Here is a 21,512-nt window from a genome sequence, read left to right as displayed (position 1 = left end):
CTGGCGCCCCAGATCAGGACGTTGTCGCCCTGCTTCATGCCGGCGCCGTTGCGCGAGACCAGCTGGCGGTAGGCGGTGGAGTTGACCAGGCCGGGAGCGGCGGCCTCCTCCCAGCTCAGGTGCTCGGGCTTGGGCATCAGCTGGTTCGACTTCACGAGCGCCAGCTCCGCCAGACCGCCGAAGTTCGTCTCGAAGCCCCAGATCCGCTGCTCGGGGTCGAGCATCGTGTCACCGTGCCCGTCGGCGGACTCCAGCTCCACCGACAGGCAGTGCGCCACGACGCGGTCGCCCGCCTTCCACCGGTTGACCCCCGGTCCCGTGCGCAGCACCACACCCGCCAGGTCCGAACCGAGCACGTGGTACGGGAGGTCATGGCGCTTGGTGAGCTCCGACAGGCGCCCGTAGCGCTCCAGGAACCCGAACGTCGGCAACGGCTCGAAGATCGAGGACCACACCGTGTTGTAGTTGACGGCACTCGCCATCACCGCGACCAGCGCCTCGCCCGGACCGGGCTGCGGCGTCGGGACGTCCTGGAGGCGCAGGGACTTGCGCGGATCCTTGTCCGCCGAGGCCATCCCCTCGAACATGTCCGTCTCGTCCCGGCGCACGACGTTCCCGCGGTACGAATCCGGCAGCGCCAGCGCGGCGACGTCGGCCGGCGTCGCGTCCTCGGAGAGAAGGGCATTGACGATCTCGTCCACGTGAATTCCCTTGTACGAATAGAGGGGACGGTTCCGGACAGGGTAGGGGCGTTTCCGGACCCTCCGCCCGCCACTTTTCACAACCCGGAGAAAACCGGCGGAAGAATTGACATGCCCGTCGGCCGGTTCCTCCAAGGGCATGGCGTACCCAATGATCCCGCAGGTCAGGACCGGTGTGATCACTTTTCGGAGATCCCGGTCGAGAATCCCTGGAAAGGTGCTGGACCATTCGGGGAAGGAGCCCCACGCTTCGCTACCGTTCGACTACCAAGGCCGAAAATCGACGGCATGCGACCAGGTGCGGAGGCAACCGTGAAGATTCAGGTTCTGGGTCCGTTGAGTGCGGAGGTCAACGGGGGCTCGATCGTTCCGACGGCCGGAAAACCGCGCCAGATACTGGCACTGCTGTCGCTGTATCCGGGACGGGTGGTCCCCGTCCCCACCCTCATGGAGGAGCTCTGGCGGACGGAACTCCCGCAGAGCGCCATGACCACCCTGCAGACCTACATCCTCCAGCTGCGCCGGCGCCTGGGCATGGCCATGGGTCCCGGCGCCGGCACCGGCGCGAAGGACGTCATCGCCACCCGGCACGGCGGATACCTGCTCCAGATCGCCCCCGAGGCCGTCGACGTCCACACCTACGAGAGCCTCGTGCGCGCCGGCCAGCAGGCCTTCGACGCCGGTGACGACGCGGCCGCCGCCGCCCGGCTGCGCGAGGCGCTCGCCCTGTGGCAGGGCCCGGCGCTGGTCGACGTACACGTGGGCCCCATCCTCGGCATCGAGGTGCTGCGGCTGGAGGAGAGCCGGCTCGTCACGCTGGAGCGGCGCATCGACGTCGACCTGCGCCTGGGCCGGCACGCCGAACTCATCGTGGAACTGACCGGGCTGATCGCCCGTCACCCGCAGCACGAGGGCCTGCACTCCCAGGCGATGGTCGCCCTCTACCGCTCCGGCCGTCAGGCCACCGCCCTCGACGTGTACCGCAGGCTGCGCGCCCGGCTCGTCGAGGAGCTCGGCGTCGAACCGAGCCCGCAGCTCCAGCGCCTGCACCAGGCGATGCTCACCGTGGACCCCGCCCTCGACGTCATCGCGGGTCCGCGCCGCTCCTCCACCTTCGACCTCTTCGCCGCGTAGGCCCGGCGAGCCGGCGCCCGACCGCGGTTCGAGGCACCGTCGACCGGCTCTCCGGCACCCGACGCGATGGTCGGAGGCCGGGGGTCGAGAGAGGTGTGAGCCGATGTCAGGTGAGCGTGTGCGTCACACGTCGTACGCGGTGGACGTGGCGGCGCCCGCGGGAGTGGTCTACGCGCTCCTCGCGGACACCACCCAGTGGCCGCTGTTCATCCCGCCGAGCATCCACGTCGAACGGCTGGACTTCGACGGGACCCACGACCGCTTCGGCATGTGGGCCACCGCCGGCGGCACCGTCACGTCCTGGATCTCCCGCCGGTCCCTGGACAGCGCCGCCCGCACCATCGACTTCCACCAGGAGGTGCCGGCGCCGCCCGCGACCTCCATGGGCGGCCGGTGGGCCGTCGAGGAGCGGGGACCGGGGCGGTCCCGGCTGACCCTGCTGCACCGGTTCACCGTCGCGGACGACAACCGGGCCGACGCCGACTGGGTCACCCGCGCCACCGACGCCAACAGCGGCGCGGAACTGGCCCGGCTCAAGGAGACCGCCGAGCGCTGGACACGACTGGACGACCTCCTGCTGACCTTCGAGGACTCCGTGCGCGTCCACGGTCCCGCCGAACTCGTCTACGAGTTCCTCTACGGGGCCGAGGACTGGCCCGCCCACCTGCCCGGCGTCACCCGCGCCGACGTCCGCGAGGACCGCACCGGCGTGCAGCTGCTGAGCTTGGACACCCGCGCGCCGGACGGCCGCACCCACACCGCCGAATCCGTGCGGGTGTGCTTCCCGCACGCGGGGCGGATCGTCTTCAAGGAGACGCGCAGCCCCCTGCCGCTGGCCGCGCACACCGGCGAATGGTCGCTCGTCCCCGACGAGAGCGGGCTGACCGCCGTCGCCCGCCACAGCGTCGTCCTGCGCGAGGAGGACATCGAGGAGCTCCTCGGCCCGGGCGTCGACCTCGCCCAGGCCCGCGACCACGTGCGCGCCACCCTGGGCGCCGCGAGCACCGCCACGCTGCACCGTGCCCGCCGGTACGCGGAATCCGCCGTCCGCGTCCTCACCCCGGGGAGATGACCGACCCCACCGAACGCGCCCGCAAGCGCACCGGACCCCGACAGGAGCGACCACCATGGTGACCTTCGTCAACAAGCTCAGCGTCCACGGCGACCTCGGCCGGTTCCTCGCGGCCAGGCACCGCCTCACGCGCTTCCTCAGCGCCCAGCCCGGCTGCGTCAGCCACCAGACGCTGCGCCTCGTCGGCGCAGCGGACGTGTTCGTGGAACTGTCCGTCTGGAAGGATGCCGACGCGCACCGCGCCGCCGTGGCCGCCGACGGCTACCGCAGGCTGAGTGAGGAGCTCGCCGAACTCGCCGCGCCCGAGCCGGGCCTGTACGAGGCCGTCGCGGGCGAGGCGGCCGTCGCCTGAGCGGCCCGCCGGCCGCCCGGGCCGGCTGTACGGGCCCTCCAGCGCCGGTCCAGCACGGCTCGAGCGTCCCGGGAAAGGGTCGACCGTGGACCGACCCGCACGACCAGGAGCATGTCTATGCGAATGTCCTCACCCACCGCGTCCCTGGCTCACTCCCAGCTCTCGCTGGACGAGGTCACCAAACGCTACGACGACCACGTGGTGCTGGACCGGGTGTCGCTGACGGTCAAGCCGGGCGAGAAGGCCGGCGTCATCGGGGACAACGGCTCGGGCAAGTCGACGCTGCTGCGGCTGATCGCCGGCGTCGAGAGCGCCGACAACGGCGACGTGACCGTCGCCGCACCCGGCGGGATCGGCTACCTGCCCCAGCGGCTGGAACTGCCCGCCGGAGCCACCGTCAAGGACGTTCTGGACCGGGCGTTCGCCGACCTGCGGGAGGTCGAGCGCAAGCTGCACGAGGCGGAGGACGCGCTCGTCGACGACGACCCCCGGCTGCTGGAGACCTACGGCGACCTGCTCGCCGAGTTCGAGGCGCGCGGCGGCTACGAGGCGGACGCCCGCGCCGACGCCGCCCTGCACGGCCTGGGCCTGCCCGGCCTCGACCGGGCCCGGGCGGTCGACACCCTCTCGGGCGGGGAGCGGTCGCGGCTCGCGCTGGCCGCGACCCTGGCCGCCGCCCCCGAACTGCTGCTGCTCGACGAGCCGACCAACGACCTGGACGACCAGGCCGTCGACTGGCTGGAGAAGCGGCTGCGCGACCACCGGGGCACCGTCGTCGTCATCACCCACGACCGGGCGTTCCTGGAAGCCGTCACCTCCGCCATCTTGGAAGTCGACCCGGACCGGCGCACCGTCAACCGCTACGGCAACGGCTACCAGGGCTACCTGACGGCCAAGGCCGCCGCCCGCGCCCGCTGGGAGCAGGAGTACGAGGACCACCTCCAGGAGATCGCCCGCCAGGAGAAGCTCGCCGAGAACGCCGGCCGGATGCTCGCCTCGATCGCCTCCAAGGGTCCCTGGGCGTTCAGCGGCTCCGAGCACCACCGCGCCAGGTCCTCCTCCACGGCCACCTCCGGCAAGGCCCGCAACGCCAACGAACGGCTGCGCAGGCTGCGGGAGAACCCGGTACCCGCCCCGCCCGAGCCGCTGCGCTTCACCGCCTCCCTCGCCGTCGGGAACGAGGAGGCCCCGGCCGGACCGGACGGCCCCCTGGCCGAAATCTCGGGCGTCGAGGTCTCCGGTCGGCTCCGGATCGACGCGCTGGCCATCGCACCCGGCGAACGGCTCCTGGTCACCGGGCCGAACGGCGCGGGCAAGAGCACCCTGCTGCGGGTGCTCGCCGGGGACCTGACCCCCGACCGCGGCACCGTACGCCGGGCCGCTCACACCGGCTGGCTGCGCCAGGACGAGACCCCCAAGCACCCCCGGCGCTCGGTGCTCGCCGAGTTCGCCGAGGGCCGGCCCGGCCACCCCGACGAGTACGCCGAACAGCTGCTGGCGCTCGGCCTGTTCCGCGCGTCCGAGCTGGAGCTGCCCGTCGGCTCGCTGTCGGTGGGCCAGCGCCGCCGCATCGACGTGGCGCGCCTGGTGACCCGGCCGGTGGACCTGCTGCTGCTGGACGAGCCCACCAACCACCTGTCCCCGCTGCTGGTGGAGGAGCTGGAGGAGGCCCTCGCGCAGTACACGGGCGCGGTGGTCACCGTCACGCACGACCGGCGGATGCGGCGCGGCTTCACGGGGACCCACCTGGAGCTGCGCGACGGAGTGCCGTTCACGGGGTGATGCCCACGCCGCGGCGCACGACGCCGCGGCGCTTCACACCCGGCGCTTCATGTCCGGCGCTTCGCACCCACGCAGCCGCCGCGGCAGTTCACACCGCGGCGGTTCACACCGCGACGATGTGGGCCGCCCCGCGGATCGCGTCCAGCAGGGCGGCCTGCCGCCGCGACTCCTCACCGAGCAGCGGCAGGCCCGGCGCGGCGCGCCGCGGATCCCGCACGGCGCCGGCGAAGTACCGCAGCACGGCCTCGAAGTGGTCCTCGGCGGGCACGCGCACCTCGGTGTGGTCCGTCCCGACGGTGAGGCGGACGACCGGCGCGTGGTCGGGGGCCGTCGTGTACACGTGGTCGACGGACAGGGTGCCCGCGCTGCCCTGGATCTCGTACCAGGACCGGTAGTGGTGCTCCATCCCGAACCGGACGTGCGCCGCGGCCCCGTCGGGCGCGGCCAGCAGCACGGAGCCGGACAGGTCCACGCCGTGGCGCCCGCTGTGGCGCAGCACCGCCCCGGCGACGGACAGGTCCCCTCCGAGGAAGCGCAGCGCGGCCCGCAGCGGGTAGACGCCGGTGTCGAGCAGCGCGCCGCCGCCGACCCCGGGGTCGAGGCGGGTGTCGCCCTCCGGGCGGGGCGGGATGGTGAACGCCGCCGACACCGCGCGGACCGTGCCGAGCGTGCCGGCCGCCAGCAGCCCGGACACCGTCCGCTGGGTGGCGTGGTGGAGGAACATGAAGTTCTCCAGCAGGACCAGCGAACGCTCCCCGGCGAGCCGGAACAGCCGCTCGGCGTCCGCCCCGTCGGTGGCCAGCGGCTTCTCCACGAGCAGGTGCTTGCCCGCGTGCAGCGCCCGCTCGGCCCACCGCGCGTGCAGCATCGTCGGCAGGCACAGGTAGACGGCCTCCACGTCGGGGCGCTCCAGCAGCGCCTCGTAGGAGGCCGAGGGCGTCCCGCCGAACCGCCGCGCGAACGCGGCGGCCCGCGCGGGGTCGCGCGCGGCGACGCCGGCCAGGGTGAGCCGCGGGGTGCGCAGCAGCGCCGGAAGCGTCCGGCGGGCGGCGATGTCGCCGCAGCCGAGGACGCCGAGGCGCAGGGGGGCCGGCGGCGGGGCCGGCACGGGCGTTGGCGCGGCGGCCGGCACGGGCGTCTGCATGGGCGTTCCCTCAGTACAGCGTGTGGGCGCAGACCACCAGGGTGCGCAGTTCGACGTTGAGCTGGTTCCCGTACGCCAGCATCTCCGTGAGCTGGGCGAACGTCAGCCAGGCGTAGTCGTCGGGCACGTCCTCGGTGAACGCGTCGGGCGCCTCGACGATCACGTACCGGTTCTCCGCGTGATAGAAGCGGCCGCCCTCCTCGGACTGCACGGCGTCGTAGCGGACCCGGGCGGCGGGGGCGGCCAGGACGTCCGCGAGGAACGGCGGGAAGGGCTGCGTACCCGGGCCGGTGTGGTCGGCGGGGCGGCAGTGGACGGTCGGGGCGAGTTCGGCGACGTTGAGGTGGCCGACGTCGACGCGGGCCTGCACCAGCGCGTGCAGGGTGCCGCCGATCCGCTTGACGACCAGCGCCATCAGGCCCGGCACCTGCGGCTGGATCAGCGGCTGCGACCAGGACGCCACCTCGCGGTTGCTGGCGCGTATGTCGGCCCCGATGACGCGGAAGCGGCGGCCGCTGTCGTGGCCGATCTCCTCGCCGGTGCGCCGCCAGCCGTCCCCGGTGACCGCGTCGAGCGGGATCCGGCGCTGGACCAGTTCGCGCAGCGCCCGGATGCCGGTGAGCCAGCTGAGGATCTCCGGCATCGTGTGCCGGGAGGCGGCCGACGGGTCGTGGAAGGAGCGCAGAACCGGGTCGGCCGCGCCGTCACCGGCGCCGGCCGTGGGCAGGCAGGCGAGGATGGAGCGGGTGTCCATGTTGACGACGTTGTCCAGGTGCAGCAGCCGCAGCAGCTGGCCGAAGGTCAGCCAGCGGAACTCGGGCCCCGTCTCGATGTCCTCGTCCACCTCGATGATCATGTTGCGGTTGCGTTTGGCGAGGAACCAGTCGGCCTGCTCGGACTGGAGCACGTCCACCAGCACCCGGGCCCGGCCGCGCCGCAGGAACAGGTCGAGGTGGGGGATGGGGCGGCCGTTGTGCACGCCGGTGAAGTTGCTGCGCGTGGCCTGTACGGTCGGCGAGAGCTGGAGCGTGTTGATGTTGCCCGGCTCCATCTTGGCCTGCATCAGGAAGTGCAGCACGCCGTCGATCTCCCGGGCGACGATGCCCAGCAGACCCACCTCCGGCTGCACGATGATCGGCTGCCTCCAGCCCCCGGCGGGCAGCCCGTCGGCGTGCACGTGGAGCCCCTCGACGGCGAAGAAGCGGCCCGACTCGTGCCGCAGGTCCCCGGTGCCCTCCTCGAAGGACCAGCCGCGCAACTGCGCGAACGGCACCCGCGTGACCCGGAACTCGCCCGCGCGGGTCCGCTCCGCCAGCCACGACGGCACCTGGGCGACCGGCATGGCCGGGCTGTCGGGGGTGCGGGCCGAGACGAGCAGGCGCCGTGCGGTGTCCACACGGTCGGCGGCCCGGGCCGCCGTGTCAGTGAGCATGCTCCAGCGCCTCCTCGATGATGGTGCAGACGGATCGCGTGTGGTCGTTGAGGAAGAAGTGCCCGCCGGGCATCACCCACAGGCGGAAGTCCCCGGCCGCCACCTCCGACCAGCGCTGCGCGTCCTGGACGCAGACGTTCGGGTCGCTGTCGCCGGTCAGGACCGTGACCGGCATCCGCAGCGCCGCCCCCGGCCGGTGGACGTACGCGCCCGCCATCTCGTAGTCGCTGCGGATCGCCGGCAGCACCATCCGCAGCAGCTCCTCGTCCTGGAGCAGCGCCGGATCGGTGCCCTGGAGGCGGGAGATCATGGCGATCAGCTCCGCGTCGTCCAGCAGGTGCCCGGTGTCCCGGCGCGGCACGGTCGGCGCCCTGCGCCCCGACAGGAACAGGTGCACGGGCGCTTCTCCGTACGCGGCCAGCCGCCGGGCGGTCTCGTACGCGAGCGTGGCGCCCAGACTGTGCCCGAACAGGGCGAACGGCCGGCCGGTCCACTGCCGGAGCTCCGGCAGCAGCGCCTCGACCAGCTCCTCCACGCTCCGCGCGAACGGCTCGGAGCGGCGCTCCTGGCGGCCCGGGTACTGCACCGCCAGCACCTCGATCCCGCCGGGCGCGAGGGTGGTGGCGAAGCGGAGGTAGGAGCTGGCGGAGCCGCCCGCGTGCGGGAAGCACACCAGCCGCACGGCCGCGGTGTCGAGCGGGCGGAAGCGGCGCAGCCACGCGTCGCGGGTGACGGCCGGGGCGCGCGTGGCGGTGGGCAGGGTCACGGTCGGTTCAGCTCCTCGGGTGGCGTGTAGCGGGGCAGCCGGCCGGACGCCACGGCCTCGGCGAGCGAGGGCGCCGCCGCGTCCTTCGCGGACCGGACGGGGGGCCGGGTCAGCCCCCACGGCAGGGCGAGTTCGGGGTCCAGGGCGTCGACGTCGACCATCGCGCCGGGCACGTACTCGGCGGACAGCAGGTAGTTCACGCAGGCGCCGTCCTCCAGGGCGAGGAAGGCGTGGCCGACGCCGCCGGGCAGGTACAGGGCGGTGCCGTCGGCGGCGTCCAGCCGGGTCATGACGTGCCGGCCGAAGGACGGCGAGCCGACGCGCAGGTCGACCATGAAGTCCAGGATCGAACCGCGCACGCAGGTGACGAGCTTGCTCGCGTCCGGCGGCACGTCGTTGCAGTGCACGCCGCGCAGCACGCCCCGCCGCGAGACGGAGTTGTTGACCTGCCGGACGGTGAACTCCATGCCCGTCTCGCTGCTCAGCAGGCTGTGGCGGGCGGCCTCGAAGAAGTGGCCGCGCTCGTCCTCGATCCGGTCGGGGACGATCCGGTAGGCGCCGGGCAGGACGGTCTCATCGATCCGCATGGGAACCCGCCCGCCGCCCGCCGGGCGCCGCCGCGGGCCGTGCGGCGCGCGCTTTCAGCGGCTCCCACCAGGCCCGGTTCTCGCGGTACCAGGCCACCGTGTCGGCCAGCCCGCGGGCGAACGGGACGCGCGGCGCGTACCCGAGCTCCGCGGTGATCTTCGCCGTGTCCACCGAGTACCGGCGGTCGTGCGCGGCCCGGTCAGCGACCCGCCGCACCGCGCCGGCGTCACGCCCGCACAGCTCCAGCAGCCGCTGTGTCAGCTCCAGGTTGGTCAGCTCGGTGCCGCCGCCGATGTTGTACACCTCGCCGGGCCGGCCCTTGACCGCGACCAGCGCGATGCCGCGGCAGTGGTCGTCCACGTGCAGCCAGTCGCGGCTGTTGCCGCCGTCCCCGTACAGCGGTACGTCGAGCCCGTCGACCAGGTTGGTGGTGAACAGGGGGATGGCCTTCTCGGGGAACTGGTACGGGCCGTAGTTGTTGGAGCAGCGCGTCACGCAGACCTCCAGCCCGTGCGTGCGGTGGCAGGCCAGCGCGAGCAGGTCGGAGGCGGCCTTCGACGCCGCGTACGGGGAGTTGGGCGCGAGCGGGTGCTCCTCCGGCCACGACCCCGTCTCGATCGACCCGTACACCTCGTCGGTGGAGACGTGCACGAAACGGCCCACGCCGGCGGTGACGGCGGCCTGGAGCAGCGTCTGCGTGCCGAGCACGTTGGTCCGTACGAACTCGGTGGCTTCGGCGATCGAACGGTCGACGTGCGACTCGGCGGCGAAGTGCACCACCACGGCGGTGCCCGTCATCAGCTCCGCGACCAGGCCGGCGTCGCAGATGTCGCCGTGGACGAACCGCAGCCGGGGGTGGTCGCGCACCGGGTCGAGACTGGCGAGGTTCCCGGCGTAGGTGAGGGCGTCGAGCACCACCACCTCGCCCTCGCCGAGGTCCGGGTAGGACCCGGCCAGCAGCTCTCTGACGAAGTGGGAGCCGATGAAGCCCGCACCTCCGGTCACCAGGACACGCATGTGAAAGAGGCCTTTCCGCAAACGGGGATGAAGCGGTGGGGGAGGGGGCGCTCAGGCGGCGGGAGAGTCGGCCCCCTTGCCCGCCCCGGCCCGCCCGGCGAGCTGGCGCACGTAGTTGCCGTAGCTGGAGTCGCCGAGTTCACGGCCCAGCGCGAAGCACTGCTCGTGGCTGATGAACCCCATCCGCAGGGCGATCTCCTCGACGCAGGCGATCCGCTCGCCCTGGCGCTGCTCCAGCAGCTGCACGTACTGGCCGGCCTGGAGGAGCGAGTCGTGCGTGCCCATGTCCAGCCAGGCGAAGCCGCGGCCCAGCTCGTTGAGGCGCGCCCGGCCCTGCGCGAGGTAGACGCGGTTGACGTCGGTGATCTCCAGCTCGCCCCGCGCCGACGGGGTCAGCCCGCGGGCGATCTCCACCACGTCGTTGTCGTACAGGTACAGGCCGGTGACGGCCAGGTTGGAACGCGGCTTGACCGGCTTCTCCACCAGCGACAGCAGTCGGCCTTCGGAGTCCACCTCACCGACGCCGTAGCGCTGCGGGTCCTGGACGGGGTACCCGAACAGTTCGCAGCCGTCCAGGCGCCGCGCGGCCTGCGAGATCAGCGAGGAGAAGCCGGGACCGTGGAAGACGTTGTCCCCCAGGATCAGCGCCACCGGGCTGTCGCCGATGTGCTCCTCGCCGATGAGGAACGCCTCCGCGATGCCGCGCGGCTCGTCCTGCTCCGCGTAGTTCAGGTCCAGGCCGAGCTGGGAGCCGTCGCCCAGCAGGGCCCGGAACATCTCCAGGTGGTTCTTGGCCGAGATGATCTGGATGTCCCGGATGCCGGCCAGCATCAGCACCGACAACGGGTAGTAGATCATCGGCTTGTCGTACACCGGCAGGAGCTGCTTCGACAGCGTCCCGGTCAGCGGCCGCAGCCGGGTGCCGCTCCCGCCCGCCAGGATGATGCCCTTGAGCGGGCGGCGCGAGCCGCCCCCGAGCGTCGACACGGCCGGGAGGGAGGGAAGGGGCGGAACCTCAATCATGGCTGCTCTCCGTGGCGTCACGGACCGCCGTGATGACGGTCTCTACGTCCTTCGCGGTCAGCTGCGGCCCCATGGGCAGGCTCAGCACCTCGGCGGCCAGACGCTCGGAGTGGGGCAGCTCGCCGGCAACGGTGCCCGCGTAGGCATCCGACCGGTGGACGGCGACCGGGTAGTGGACCAGGCTCTCCACCCCGGCTCCGGCCAGCGCCCGCCGCAACCGGTCGCGGTGCGGCGTGCGCAGTACGTACTGGTGCCAGACCGGTGCCGCCCAGGAGCGGACCGCCGGAACGGTGATCCCGGGCAGGCCGGCCAGCCCCTGCGAGTACCGGGCGGCGACGGCGTCCCGGCGGGCGTTCCAGGCGTCCAGCCGGGGCAGCTTCACGCGCAGCGCCGCGGCCTGGATCTCGTCCAGACGCGAGTTGGTGCCGCGCGCCTCGTGCCGGTACTTCTCGCGCGAACCGTAGTTGCGCAGCAGCCGGATCCGCTCCGCCAGCCCCCGGTCGGCCGTGACCACGGCGCCGCCGTCGCCCAGCGCGCCCAGGTTCTTGCCCGGGTAGAAACTGAACGCCGCCGCGTGGCGGGAGCCGATGCGCCGGCCCCGGTAGCGGGCCCCGTGCGCCTGCGCCGCGTCCTCCACGACCGGGATGCCGCGGGGCGCGGTCACGGCGTCGATCGCGTCCAGGTCCACCGGGTGCCCGTACGTGTGCACCGGCATGACCGCCTTGGTGCGCGGGGTGATCGCGGCCTCCAGCCGCTCGGGGTCGATCAGGAACGAGTCCGGCTCCGGCTCCACCGGCACCGGGCGGGCGCCGGTGGCGGACACCGCGAGCCACGTCGCGATGAAGGTGTGCCCGGGGACGACGACCTCGTCGCCCGCCCCGATCCCCAGCGCCCGCAGCGTCAGCTCCAGGGCGTCCAGGCCGCTGCCCAGGCCCACGCAGTGCGCGTTCTCGCAGTACCGGGCGAACTCCTCCTCGAAGGCGGCCAGTTCCGCGCCCAGCAGGTACCGGCCGGAGCGGGTCACCCGCAGCACCGCCGCGTCGAGTTCCTCCTGCACCCCGTCCAGGGCGTGCAGGTCCCGCAGGTCGTGGAAGGGGACGAGCGCCTGCGCCGCCACCGCGGTCGACGTCACCTCGGCCTCCTCACGTCGGCCAGGAACTCCTCGTAGTCGCGGTAGTAGTCCGCCTCGTCGTAGTGCAGCGAGGCCAGGACCAGGGCGACTGCGCCCTCCGAGAAGCCGCTCAGGTCCCGCCACACCATCGGGCCGACGTACAGGCCCCGGCCGGCGTCGTCCAGCTCGTACCGCGCCCGCCGCTCCCCGTCGTCCACGGTGATCGTGAAACTGCCGTGCACGGCGATGATCAGCTGCTCCAGGGCGCGGTGCGCGTGACCGCCCCGCGAGGAACCCGGATCCGGGTCGTGCAGGTAGTACACCCGCCGGATCGGGAAGCCGGCCGTCCATTCGGACTCGACGACCGACAGGTTGCCCCGCTCGTCGTTGTGCTGCTCCAAGTCGATGAAGGCGCAGGGTTTGACCCTGCCCACCTTCGCTTCTGTGGTGATGCCCACGGCCATGCGATCGCGCTCCCTCGTTGCCTGGTCCGGACCCGGTCGGGTTCCTGGGCGCGGACGCCTCAGCCGCGGACGACGGAGACCGGCAGGTGGCGAGCGGTCAGCTCGTCGGCCTCGTAGAACTCCGCCCGGTCGTGGCCGACCGAGAACGAGGAGAACGTGTCGAAGAACAGGTTCAGGAAGACCTTGGCCTCGATCCGCGCCAGGAACGCGCCCAGGCAGTGGTGGATGCCGTGCCCGAACGCCATGTGCTTGTTCGCGGACCGGCGGATGTCGAAGGTGTCCGGGTCCGGGAACTGCGCGCCGTCACGGTTCGCCGAGGCGCTCCACGCCGTCACCATCTGACCGGCCTTCATCGGCACGCCCAGGATGTCGGTGTCCTGCGTCAGCAGCCGGAAGATGTTGTTGAACGGGCCGCGGAAACGCAGCGTCTCCTCGACGGCGCCCGGGATCAGCGAGCGGTCGGCCCGCAGCTCGGCCTGCGCCTGCGGGTGGCGGTCCAGGACGATGAGCAGGTTCGCCAGCAGCGTGGCGCTGGATATGTGGCCCGCCGTCAGCAGCAGCGCCACGATGTTGACGATCTCCTCGTCAGTGAGCCGGCGCCCCTCGACCTCGGACTCGATGAGCCCGCTCATCAGGTCGTCGGTCGGCTCCGCCCGCTTCTCGGCGATCTTCGCGTACAGGTATGCGGCCCACTCCTTGATGGCCGGACCCATCGTCTCCGCGAAGTCGTCCGGGAGGTTCGGGTACTCCATCCCCTCGTTGTTGAGGATGACGTCGACCCACTCGCGGAACAGGTCCTGGTCCGCCGCCGGCACCCCCAGGAGCTCCGCGATCACCGTCACCGGCAGCGGGTACGCGAGGTCCGTGACCGCGTCGATCTCCGTCCGCCCGTCCAGGCCCGCGAGCAGCTCCCGGGTGATCTCCTCGATCCGCGGCTCCAGCGCGGCCATCCGGCGCGGCGTGAACGCCTGGCTGACCAGCCGGCGCAGGGGGCCGTGCTTGGGCGGGTCGATGCCGCCGAAGGTGCCCGGGCCCATCAGCAGCGCCAGCTCCTCCGGGACCGGGAAGACAGGGGAGAAGTCGGAGGAGAAGATCTGCGGATTGGTGGAGACGGTGTTGTAGTCCTCGTACGAGAAGACCTGCCACGCGAAGCGCGTCGAGTCGTAGAAGACGGGCGCCTCGGCGCGGGCGCGCGCGAACCACTCCAGCAGCTGCTCGGCGTTCGCGCCCTCCGGCTGCGCCAGCGGGTGCGGCGCCTCGGCAGCCGGCGCCCCGTCCTGGGCCGCCTCGTCCTGGGCGGCGAGGTCCGTGGTCTGTGTCGTCATGAAGGCTTCCTCAGCTCTGGTACGGCAGAAGTGGGGGGAGGGGAGGAGGGGTCGGGCGGGGGGCGGACGCCGGTCAGGCGGCTTCGGCGGGAACGGGCGCCACCAGCCGCTCGATCGCGTCCGCGGCGGCCGCGGGACCGCCCGCCGACTCGATCTCCCGGCGAAGGTGCGCCACCGCGTCGCGCACCTTCCCGTCACCGGCGACCGCCAGCACGGTCTCGCGGATCAGCTCCGGCGTGATGTCCTTGCGCAGGATCTTGGCGCCGACACCCAGCTGCTCGACCCGCGTCGCGGTCGCGTGCAGCTCGGCCATCTGCGGAACGCAGATCACCGGCACACCCTCGGAGACGGCCTGGAGCACGGTGCTCGTACCGCCGTGGTTGATCATCAAAGTGGCGTGCCGCAGCACCTCGCCCTGCGGAACGAAGTCATGCACCCGCACGTGCGCCGGAACGTCGCCCAGCTCCGCCGGATCCACCCCGCCGGCGTGCGCGATCACCACGTCCCAGGCGAGGTCCGCGAACGCCTCGACGCACGCGCGGAAGAAGTCGGGCTGCTTGTTGTACAGCGTGCCCAGACTGATCAGCGCCAGCGGCCGGCCCGTGGCCGGGGCCTCCCACGTGCCGTGGAAGCTGTTCGCGCTCGTACAGGGGCCGACGAAGCCGACCTCCTCGCCGAACGTGTCCCCGGCGTACTGGAACGCCCGCGGCAGGTACACCAGCGCCGGCCCCGAGTGGACCTCGTCCGCGAACGCGCCGATGCTCTTGTCCACACCGTGCTCGGCCAGCAGCTCCGCGATCACCCCGAACAGCTCGCCCGTCTCGGGGTCCTCCTGCTGCTCCTCGGCCGTGTCCACCGGCGGGTGCAGCGACCAGTGCTCGTTCGCCACGTACGTCGGCGTACTGCGGATGACGGGGACGCCCCACTTCGCGGCGAGGATGTGCCCGCTCCAGAACGAGGACGGATCGCACACGAACACGTCGGGCCGCGCGTCCTCGAAGTGCGCCTCGAACGCCGGAAGCGTCTGCCGCGTCAGCTCCAGCATCCACTTCATCATGTTCACGAACTCCTGCTGGTCCGTGTACGCGGCGGAGTCCTGCTGCGGCACCATCGTGGCCAGGAACCGGTCCTGGTCCATCGGGTACGGAAGGAACTCCGCGCCCGTCGCGAGCACCCGCTCGGCGTAGTTCTCCGACAGGGCGTAGCTGACCCGGTGGCCGCGCGCGACGAGCTCCCGCGCCACGGACAGCGTCGGATTCACATGACCCGCCGCAGGGAGAATGAAGAAGGCGATATGCGCCATCGAGCCAGCCTTTCGAGGCAAAAATGGATATGGCTTGTCGATGCAACGGAAATTACGGGGGCCGGTCGGACGGCGCAAGTACGGACTTGACACAGTGTCCGACGGCTCAACCTCGTGGCCCGACCCTGCGCCGGTCACCTCAAATCGCCATGGAATTCGACTCGACCGGAGCTCGAATGCCCGAGGCGAATAGGGCCGAGTTGACATAATCCAATTCATCCTCGCGGGGACGACGGCGCGCTGTTGTTGGGTGGCAAAGGTCCGCGTACAGAGGAGATTCAGCCATGACCTGCCCTCATGCCGCCGCCGGATCCGTCCGGACGTACCCCTTCGGTGACCGCGTCGACCTCGAACTCGACCCGGCCTACGCCGAACTGCGGGCCGGCGAACCTGTGGTCCGGGTCCGCATGCCCTACGGCGGCGAAGCCTGGCTCCTCACCCGCCACGCCGACATCAAGAAGGCCTCCGCCGACCCGCGCCTGAGCATGCACGCCGGTGCCGACCGCGACGTGCCCCGCGCCGCCCCCCGCGGCCTCGACTCCGTCGGCCTCATGGGCATGCCCCCCGAGAGCCACGCCCGCCTGCGCCGCCTGGTCTCCCGCGCCTTCACCGCCCGCCGCGTCGCCGAGCTGCGCCCCCGCATCACCGAGATCACCCACGGCCTCATCGACGGCCTCATCGCCGACGGCGGCCCCGCCGACCTCGTCCAGCGGCTCGCCCTTCCGCTGCCCACCGCCGTTATCTGCGAGATGCTCGGCATCCCCAACGAGGACCGGCACGTCTTCCGCGCCTTCACCGAAGCCCTCATGTCCAGCAGCCGCTACACCGAGGAGGAAGTCGCCGAAGCCGCCGAGCAGTACGCCGACTACCTGCGCGGATACGTGGAAAAGCGCCGCGCCCAGCCCCAGGACGACCTGCTCAGCGCCCTCGTCGAAGCCCACGACGAAGGCGAACAGCTCAGCGGGAACGAGCTGCTCATGCTCGTCGGCGGCATGCTCATCGGCGGACACGAGACCACCGCCGGACAGCTCGCCGGCCACGTCGCCGTCCTGCTGCGCGACCGCAGCCGCTACGAGGAACTGCGCGCCCGGCCCGAACTGGTACCCACCGCCGTCGAGGAACTCCTGCGCGTCGTCCCGCTGTGGGCCAGCGTCGGCCCCACCCGGATCGCCACCGAGGACGTGGAGATCGGCGGCGTCACCATCCGCGCCGGCGAAGCCGTCGTCTACTCCCTGGCCTCCGCCAACCGGGACGAGAGCGTCTTCGAGAACGCCTCCGACGTCGTACTCGACCGCCCGAACAACCCGCACATCGCCTTCGGCCAGGGGCCCCACTACTGCCTCGGCGCACCACTGGCCCGCGCCGAACTCCAGTGCGCCCTCGAAGCCCTCATCACCCGGCTCCCCGGACTGCGCCTCGCCGTCCCCGCCGACGAACTCGCCTGGCACGAGGGAATGCTCGTCCGCGGCCCCGTGGAACTCCCCGTCGCCTGGTGACCACGCCGGCGGCGCGCCCGGCCCTTCCCGCTCTCGCGGATTACCCGTATTTCGTCTCGTCCCTGGCCATGGAGAACCAATGACCCCCAAGACCGGTGAGCAGCACGTGGGTGAAAACGACATAGCCGTCGTGGGGATGTCCTGCCGACTGCCCGGAGCGGCAAACCCGGCGGAATTCTGGCAACTGCTCCGCGACGGCCGCCAGTCCGTCACCCGGCAGAAAGACGGCACCTGGCGCGCCGCCCTGGACGGCCACGGCGAATTCGACGCCGAATTCTTCGCGATGAGCGCGGCCCAGGCGGCCGCCACCGACCCCCAGCAGCGACTCGTACTCGAACTCGGCTGGGAGGCCCTGGAACACGCGGGCATCGTCCCCGCCCGGCTCTCCGGCACCCGCACCGGCGTGTACGTCGCCATCGCCTCCGACGACTACGCCACCCTCGCCCAGCGCACCGACACCCCCGCCGGCGGCTACAGCGCGGCCGGCCGGTACCGCGCCATGGCCGCCAACCGCCTCTCCTACCTCCTCGGGCTGCGCGGCCCCAGCATGGCCGTCGACACCGCCCAGTCCTCCTCGCTCGTCGCCGTGCACCTCGCCTGCGAAAGCCTGCGCCGGGGAGAGACGGAACTCGCCGTCGTGGGCGGCGTCAACCTCATCCTGGCCGACGAGAGCACCTCCCTCATGGAGAGCATGGGGGCGCTCTCCCCCGACGGCCGCTGCCACACCTTCGACGCCCGCGCCAACGGCTACGTGCGGGGTGAGGGCGGAGCCGCCGTCGTACTGAAGCCGCTGCGCCGGGCCCTCGCCGACGGTGACGCCGTGCACGCCGTCATCAAGGGCGGCGCGGTCAACAACGACGGCGGCGGCCCGAGCCTGACCACGCCCGACCGTGCCGCCCAGGAAGCGGTGCTCCGCGAAGCCTACGAACGGGCCGGTGTCCGGCCCGGCGACGTCCGCTTCGTGGAACTCCACGGCACCGGCACCCGCGCGGGCGACCCCGTCGAAGCCGCGGCCCTCGGCGCCGTCCTCGGCACGGCCCGCTCCGGGGCACGCTCCGGGTCACCCCTCGCCGTGGGCTCCGCCAAGACCAACGTCGGCCACCTGGAAAGCGCCGCCGGACTCGTCGGCCTCCTCAAGGCCGTGCTCGCCGTCCGCGAAGGCGAACTCCCGCCCAGCCTCAACTACACCAGCGCCCACCCCGACATCCCGCTCGACGAGCTGAACCTGAGCGTCCAGACCGAACTGGAACCGTGGACCGAGGAGCCCGGACGGCGCCGCCTCGCCGGCGTCTCCTCCTTCGGCATGGGCGGCACCAACGCCCACCTCGTCCTCGAAGAGGCCCCGGCGGCAGAACCCGCCACCGTGCCCGGCCGTCGGCTGCCCGTACTGCCCTTCGTCGTCTCCGGCCGCACCGCCGAAGGCCTCCGCGACCAGGCCGCACAGCTCAGCGCACGGGTCGAGCACGGCCCGGAGCTGGAGCTCCCCGACGTGGCCTGGACCCTCGCCGCCGCCCGCACCACCTTCGGACACCGCGCGGTGGTCCTGGCGGCCGACCGGGAGGAATTCCTGACCCGGCTGGAGCGGTCCGCCGTCCACGGGGTGGCCGGTGAGACCGGGCGCCGGGTGTTGGTGTTCCCGGGGCAGGGGACGCAGTGGGTGGGGATGGGTGCGGGGCTGCTGGAGTCCGCGCCGGTGTTCGCCGACCGGTTGCGGGAGTGTGCTGCTGCTTTGGCGCCGTTCGTGGATTTCGATGTGGTGGAGGTGGTGCGGGAGGGGCGTTCGCTGGAGCGGGTGGATGTGGTCCAGCCGGTGACGTGGGCGGTGATGGTGTCGCTGGCCGCGTTGTGGCGGTCGCTGGGTGTGGTGCCGGATGCGGTGGTGGGTCACTCGCAGGGTGAGATAGCCGCGGCTGCCGTCTCCGGTGCGTTGTCGTTGGAGGATGCGGCCCGGGTGGTGGCTCTTCGTGCGGCGGTGATCGGTCGGGAGCTGGCGGGTCTGGGCGGTATGGCCTCGATTCCGCTGCCTCAGGCGGATGTCGAGGCCCGGCTTGAGGGGTGGGCTGGGCGGCTGGGTGTTGCCGCCGTCAACGGCCCGTCCAGCACCGTCGTCGCCGGTGACGCGGATGCCATCGTGGAGTTCGTCGCCGCCGCGCAGGCCGAGGACATCCGGGCCCGCCAGGTGCCGGTGGATTACGCCTCGCACTCCGCGCACGTGGAGCGGATCGAAGCCGAGCTGCTGGAGGTGCTGGGGCCGATCCGGCCGCAGCAGCCGTCTATTCCGTTCTACTCGACGGTGACCGGCGGCCTGCTGTCGGAGCCGGTCCTCGACGCCGCCTACTGGTACCGCAACCTGCGCAACCCCGTCCGCTTCGAGGAAACCCTCCGCACCCTGCTCGCCGACGACTTCGGTACCTACGTGGAGTCCAGCGCCCACCCCGTGCTGACGATCGGCATCCAGGAGACCGCGGAGGCGGCGGGCGTCGACGTCCTCGCCGCCGGATCGCTGCGCCGCGACGACGGCGGCCTGGAGCGCGTGCTGACCTCCGCCGCCGAGCTCTTCGTACGCGGCGTCGACATCGACTGGGCCGCCCTCTTCGACGGCACCGGCGCCCGCCTGACCGACCTGCCGACGTACGCCTTCCAGCGCACCCGCCACTGGCTCACCTCCGGCGCCGACGACGAACGGCCGGCCACGCCCGCCGCCGACACCGACGAGACCCTGCTCAGCCGTGAGCTGCGCGGCCGATCCGCCGACGAGCAACTGGACCACGTCCTGAACCTGGTGCGCGTCCATGCGGCCGGGGTACTCGGCTACCCCACAGCCGAATCCGTCACCGTCGAGCACACCTTCAAGGAGCAGGGCTTCGAGTCCGTCCAGGGCATCGAGCTGCGCAACAGGCTCCGGGCCGCGACCGGACTGCGCCTGCCCACCACCCTCATCTACGACGCCCCGACCCCGCTCGCCGTGGCCCGCATGATCCGGGACGCGGCCGCCGCCGAGGCGGGCGGCGCGCCCGCCGCCGCTCCCGAGCAGCGTCGTGAACGGCAGCCGGTGGAGGACGGGGACGCCCTGGCGATCGTGGGGATGGCGTGCCGGTTCCCGGGTGGGGTGGGTTCGCCGGAGGCTTTGTGGGATCTGGTGTCGTCGGGGGTGGATGCGGTGTCGCCGTTCCCGGGTGACCGTGGGTGGGACATGGAGTCCTTGTTTGATCCGGAGCCTGGTGTTCCGGGGCGTACGTATGTGCGTGAGGGTGGTTTTCTGCATGAGGCGGGGGAGTTCGATGCGGACTTCTTCGGTATCTCGCCGCGTGAGGCGGTGGCGATGGATCCGCAGCAGCGGTTGCTGTTGGAGACGTCGTGGGAGGTGTTGGAGCGGGCGGGGATCCCGGCTTCGTCGTTGCGGGGTTCCCGGGCCGGCGTCTTCGTCGGCGCCATGTCGCAGGAGTACGGCCCCCGGCTCTACGAGCCCGCCCAGGGCTACGAGGGCTATCTGCTCACCGGCAACACGGCCAGCGTCATGTCCGGCCGCATCGCGTACGCCCTGGGCCTGGAGGGCCCGGCGGTGACCGTCGACACAGCCTGCTCCTCCTCACTCGTCGCCCTGCACTTGGCCGCCCAGTCCCTGCGTTCCGGCGAATGCGACGTCGCCTTCGCGGGCGGCGTCTCGGTGATGGCCGCACCCGGTCTGTTCGTGGAGTTCTCGCAGCAGCGGGGGCTTGCGGGTGATGGCCGGGTGAAGGCGTTCTCGGATGCGGCTGACGGTACGGGCTGGGCCGAGGGTGTGGGGATGCTGCTGGTGGAGCGGCTGTCGGACGCGGTGGCGAAGGGCCATCGGGTGTGGGCGGTGGTGCGGGGTTCGGCGGTGAACCAGGACGGTGCGAGCAATGGGTTGACGGCGCCGAATGGTCCGTCGCAGCAGCGGGCGATCCGGGCGGCGTTGGAGAGTGCCGGTCTGGGTGTGGCTGATGTGGATGTGGTGGAGGCGCATGGGACGGGGACCCGGTTGGGGGATCCGATCGAGGCGCAGGCGTTGTTGGCGACGTATGGGCAGCGGCCGTCGGGTGAGCCGTTGTGGTTGGGGTCGTTGAAGTCGAACATCGGGCATGCGCAGGCGGCTGCGGGTGTGGGTGGTGTCATCAAGATGGTGATGGCGCTGGAGCACGGGGTGCTGCCGAGGACGTTGCATGTGGATGTGCCGTCGTCCCAGGTGGACTGGGAGGCGGGTGCTGTTTCCCTGCTGACGGAGGAGCGGGCGTGGCCGGAGGTGGGGCGTCCGCGCAGGGCGGGTGTGTCGTCGTTCGGTGTGAGCGGCACGAACGCGCACGTGATCCTGGAGCAGGCCCCGGTGGCCGAGCCGGTGGTGGAGTCCGCCGGGCGTGAACTGCCGGTCGTTCCCCTCGTCCTCACCGCCAAGACCGAGACCGCGCTCGAAGAGCAGTCGTCTCGTGTGGCGAGCGTGCTGGAGCGCGAGGACGTACGGCTGCTCGACGTCGGGTTCAGCCTGGCCACGGGCCGGTCGGTGTTCGAGCACCGGCGGGTGGTCCTCGGTGACACGACGGTCGACGGGGTGGCCGTGCCGGGTGGCCGTCGGGTGTTGGTGTTTCCGGGGCAGGGGACGCAGTGGGTGGGGATGGGTGCGGGGCTGTTGGAGGTCTCGCCGGTGTTCGCCGACCGGTTGCGGGAGTGCGCTGATGCTTTGGCGCCGTTCGTGGATTTCGATGTGGTGGAGGTGGTGCGGGAGGGGCGTTCGCTGGAGCGGGTGGATGTGGTCCAGCCGGTGACGTGGGCGGTGATGGTGTCGC

Annotated in this window: 17 protein-coding genes; 6 read left to right on the top strand and 11 right to left on the bottom strand. The window is 72.1% G+C overall.

Annotation, left to right across the window (positions count from 1 at the left end; translation table 11 throughout):
- On the bottom strand, positions 1-701 hold a 701-nt coding region (locus ACIA6C_RS33005), incomplete at its 3' end, for an alcohol dehydrogenase catalytic domain-containing protein (protein WP_399281376.1).
- 312 nt (positions 702-1,013) lie between these two features.
- Here ACIA6C_RS33005 and ACIA6C_RS33000 point away from each other — a divergent pair.
- From ACIA6C_RS33000 to abc-f, 4 genes are all read left to right on the top strand, one after another.
- Positions 1,014-1,835, top strand: a complete 822-nt coding sequence (locus tag ACIA6C_RS33000) for a BTAD domain-containing putative transcriptional regulator (RefSeq protein WP_399281375.1) — start codon at positions 1,014-1,016, stop codon at positions 1,833-1,835.
- 118 nt (positions 1,836-1,953) lie between these two features.
- The gene (locus ACIA6C_RS32995; RefSeq protein ID WP_399281374.1) at positions 1,954-2,907 is read left to right on the top strand and encodes an aromatase/cyclase; all 954 of its coding nucleotides are present in this window, start codon (positions 1,954-1,956) and stop codon (positions 2,905-2,907) included.
- 55 nt (positions 2,908-2,962) lie between these two features.
- Complete coding sequence (locus tag ACIA6C_RS32990) at positions 2,963-3,259, top strand: antibiotic biosynthesis monooxygenase (protein ID WP_361140338.1); 297 nt, start codon at positions 2,963-2,965, stop codon at positions 3,257-3,259.
- A gap of 144 nt (positions 3,260-3,403) precedes the next feature.
- Complete coding sequence (gene abc-f / locus ACIA6C_RS32985; RefSeq protein ID WP_399281377.1) at positions 3,404-5,041, top strand: ribosomal protection-like ABC-F family protein; 1,638 nt, start codon at positions 3,404-3,406, stop codon at positions 5,039-5,041.
- A 103-nt stretch (positions 5,042-5,144) separates the two neighbouring features.
- Here the strand turns inward: abc-f and ACIA6C_RS32980 are convergent, their stop codons facing one another.
- The 10 genes from ACIA6C_RS32980 to ACIA6C_RS32935 form a co-directional block, all read right to left on the bottom strand.
- On the bottom strand, positions 5,145-6,185 hold the full coding sequence (locus tag ACIA6C_RS32980) for a Gfo/Idh/MocA family protein (RefSeq protein ID WP_399281373.1): 1,041 nt from the start codon (positions 6,183-6,185) through the stop codon (positions 5,145-5,147).
- A 10-nt stretch (positions 6,186-6,195) separates the two neighbouring features.
- On the bottom strand, positions 6,196-7,617 hold the full coding sequence (locus ACIA6C_RS32975; RefSeq protein WP_399281372.1) for an NDP-hexose 2,3-dehydratase family protein: 1,422 nt from the start codon (positions 7,615-7,617) through the stop codon (positions 6,196-6,198).
- A complete protein-coding gene (locus tag ACIA6C_RS32970; protein WP_399281371.1) occupies positions 7,607-8,383 on the bottom strand; it encodes a thioesterase II family protein in 777 nt (258 codons plus the stop codon). The genes ACIA6C_RS32975 and ACIA6C_RS32970 overlap by 11 nt, the downstream gene beginning before the upstream one ends.
- Positions 8,380-8,970 carry a dTDP-4-dehydrorhamnose 3,5-epimerase family protein gene (locus ACIA6C_RS32965; RefSeq protein WP_399281370.1) on the bottom strand — a complete coding sequence of 197 codons (591 nt, stop codon included), beginning with the start codon at positions 8,968-8,970 and terminating at the stop codon, positions 8,380-8,382. The genes ACIA6C_RS32970 and ACIA6C_RS32965 overlap by 4 nt, the downstream gene beginning before the upstream one ends.
- Entirely contained in the window at positions 8,957-9,988 is a 1,032-nt protein-coding gene (gene rfbB, locus ACIA6C_RS32960) for a dTDP-glucose 4,6-dehydratase (protein WP_399281369.1), read from the bottom strand. Before rfbB ends, ACIA6C_RS32965 begins: the two co-directional genes overlap by 14 nt.
- Before the next feature lie 51 nt (positions 9,989-10,039).
- Positions 10,040-11,011: a glucose-1-phosphate thymidylyltransferase RfbA gene (rfbA, locus tag ACIA6C_RS32955; RefSeq protein ID WP_399281368.1), complete on the bottom strand. Its 972-nt coding sequence runs from the start codon at positions 11,009-11,011 to the stop codon at positions 10,040-10,042.
- Positions 11,004-12,143 (bottom strand): DegT/DnrJ/EryC1/StrS family aminotransferase, encoded by a 1,140-nt coding sequence (locus ACIA6C_RS32950; RefSeq protein ID WP_399281367.1) that lies wholly within the window; start codon positions 12,141-12,143, stop codon positions 11,004-11,006. Before ACIA6C_RS32950 ends, rfbA begins: the two co-directional genes overlap by 8 nt.
- Positions 12,140-12,586, bottom strand: a complete 447-nt coding sequence (locus tag ACIA6C_RS32945; RefSeq protein ID WP_361140365.1) for an FdtA/QdtA family cupin domain-containing protein — start codon at positions 12,584-12,586, stop codon at positions 12,140-12,142. Before ACIA6C_RS32945 ends, ACIA6C_RS32950 begins: the two co-directional genes overlap by 4 nt.
- Positions 12,587-12,645: 59 nt before the next feature.
- On the bottom strand, positions 12,646-13,911 hold the full coding sequence (locus ACIA6C_RS32940; protein WP_399281366.1) for a cytochrome P450: 1,266 nt from the start codon (positions 13,909-13,911) through the stop codon (positions 12,646-12,648).
- Between the two features lie 73 nt (positions 13,912-13,984).
- Positions 13,985-15,214: a macrolide family glycosyltransferase gene (locus tag ACIA6C_RS32935; protein ID WP_399281365.1), complete on the bottom strand. Its 1,230-nt coding sequence runs from the start codon at positions 15,212-15,214 to the stop codon at positions 13,985-13,987.
- 284 nt (positions 15,215-15,498) lie between these two features.
- Here ACIA6C_RS32935 and ACIA6C_RS32930 point away from each other — a divergent pair, with 284 nt between their 5' ends.
- Positions 15,499-16,710, top strand: coding sequence for a cytochrome P450 (locus ACIA6C_RS32930; protein WP_361140374.1), 1,212 nt, complete (start codon positions 15,499-15,501; stop codon positions 16,708-16,710).
- Between the two features lie 79 nt (positions 16,711-16,789).
- On the top strand, positions 16,790-21,512 hold a 4,723-nt coding region (locus ACIA6C_RS32925), incomplete at its 3' end, for a beta-ketoacyl synthase N-terminal-like domain-containing protein (protein ID WP_399281364.1).

The organism is Streptomyces sp. NPDC051578 (assembly GCF_044454045.1).
In the GTDB taxonomy this organism is placed as follows: domain Bacteria; phylum Actinomycetota; class Actinomycetes; order Streptomycetales; family Streptomycetaceae; genus Streptomyces.
The sequence above is the reverse complement of the archived record's forward strand: the minus strand, read 5'-3'. Positions and strand labels throughout refer to the sequence as shown.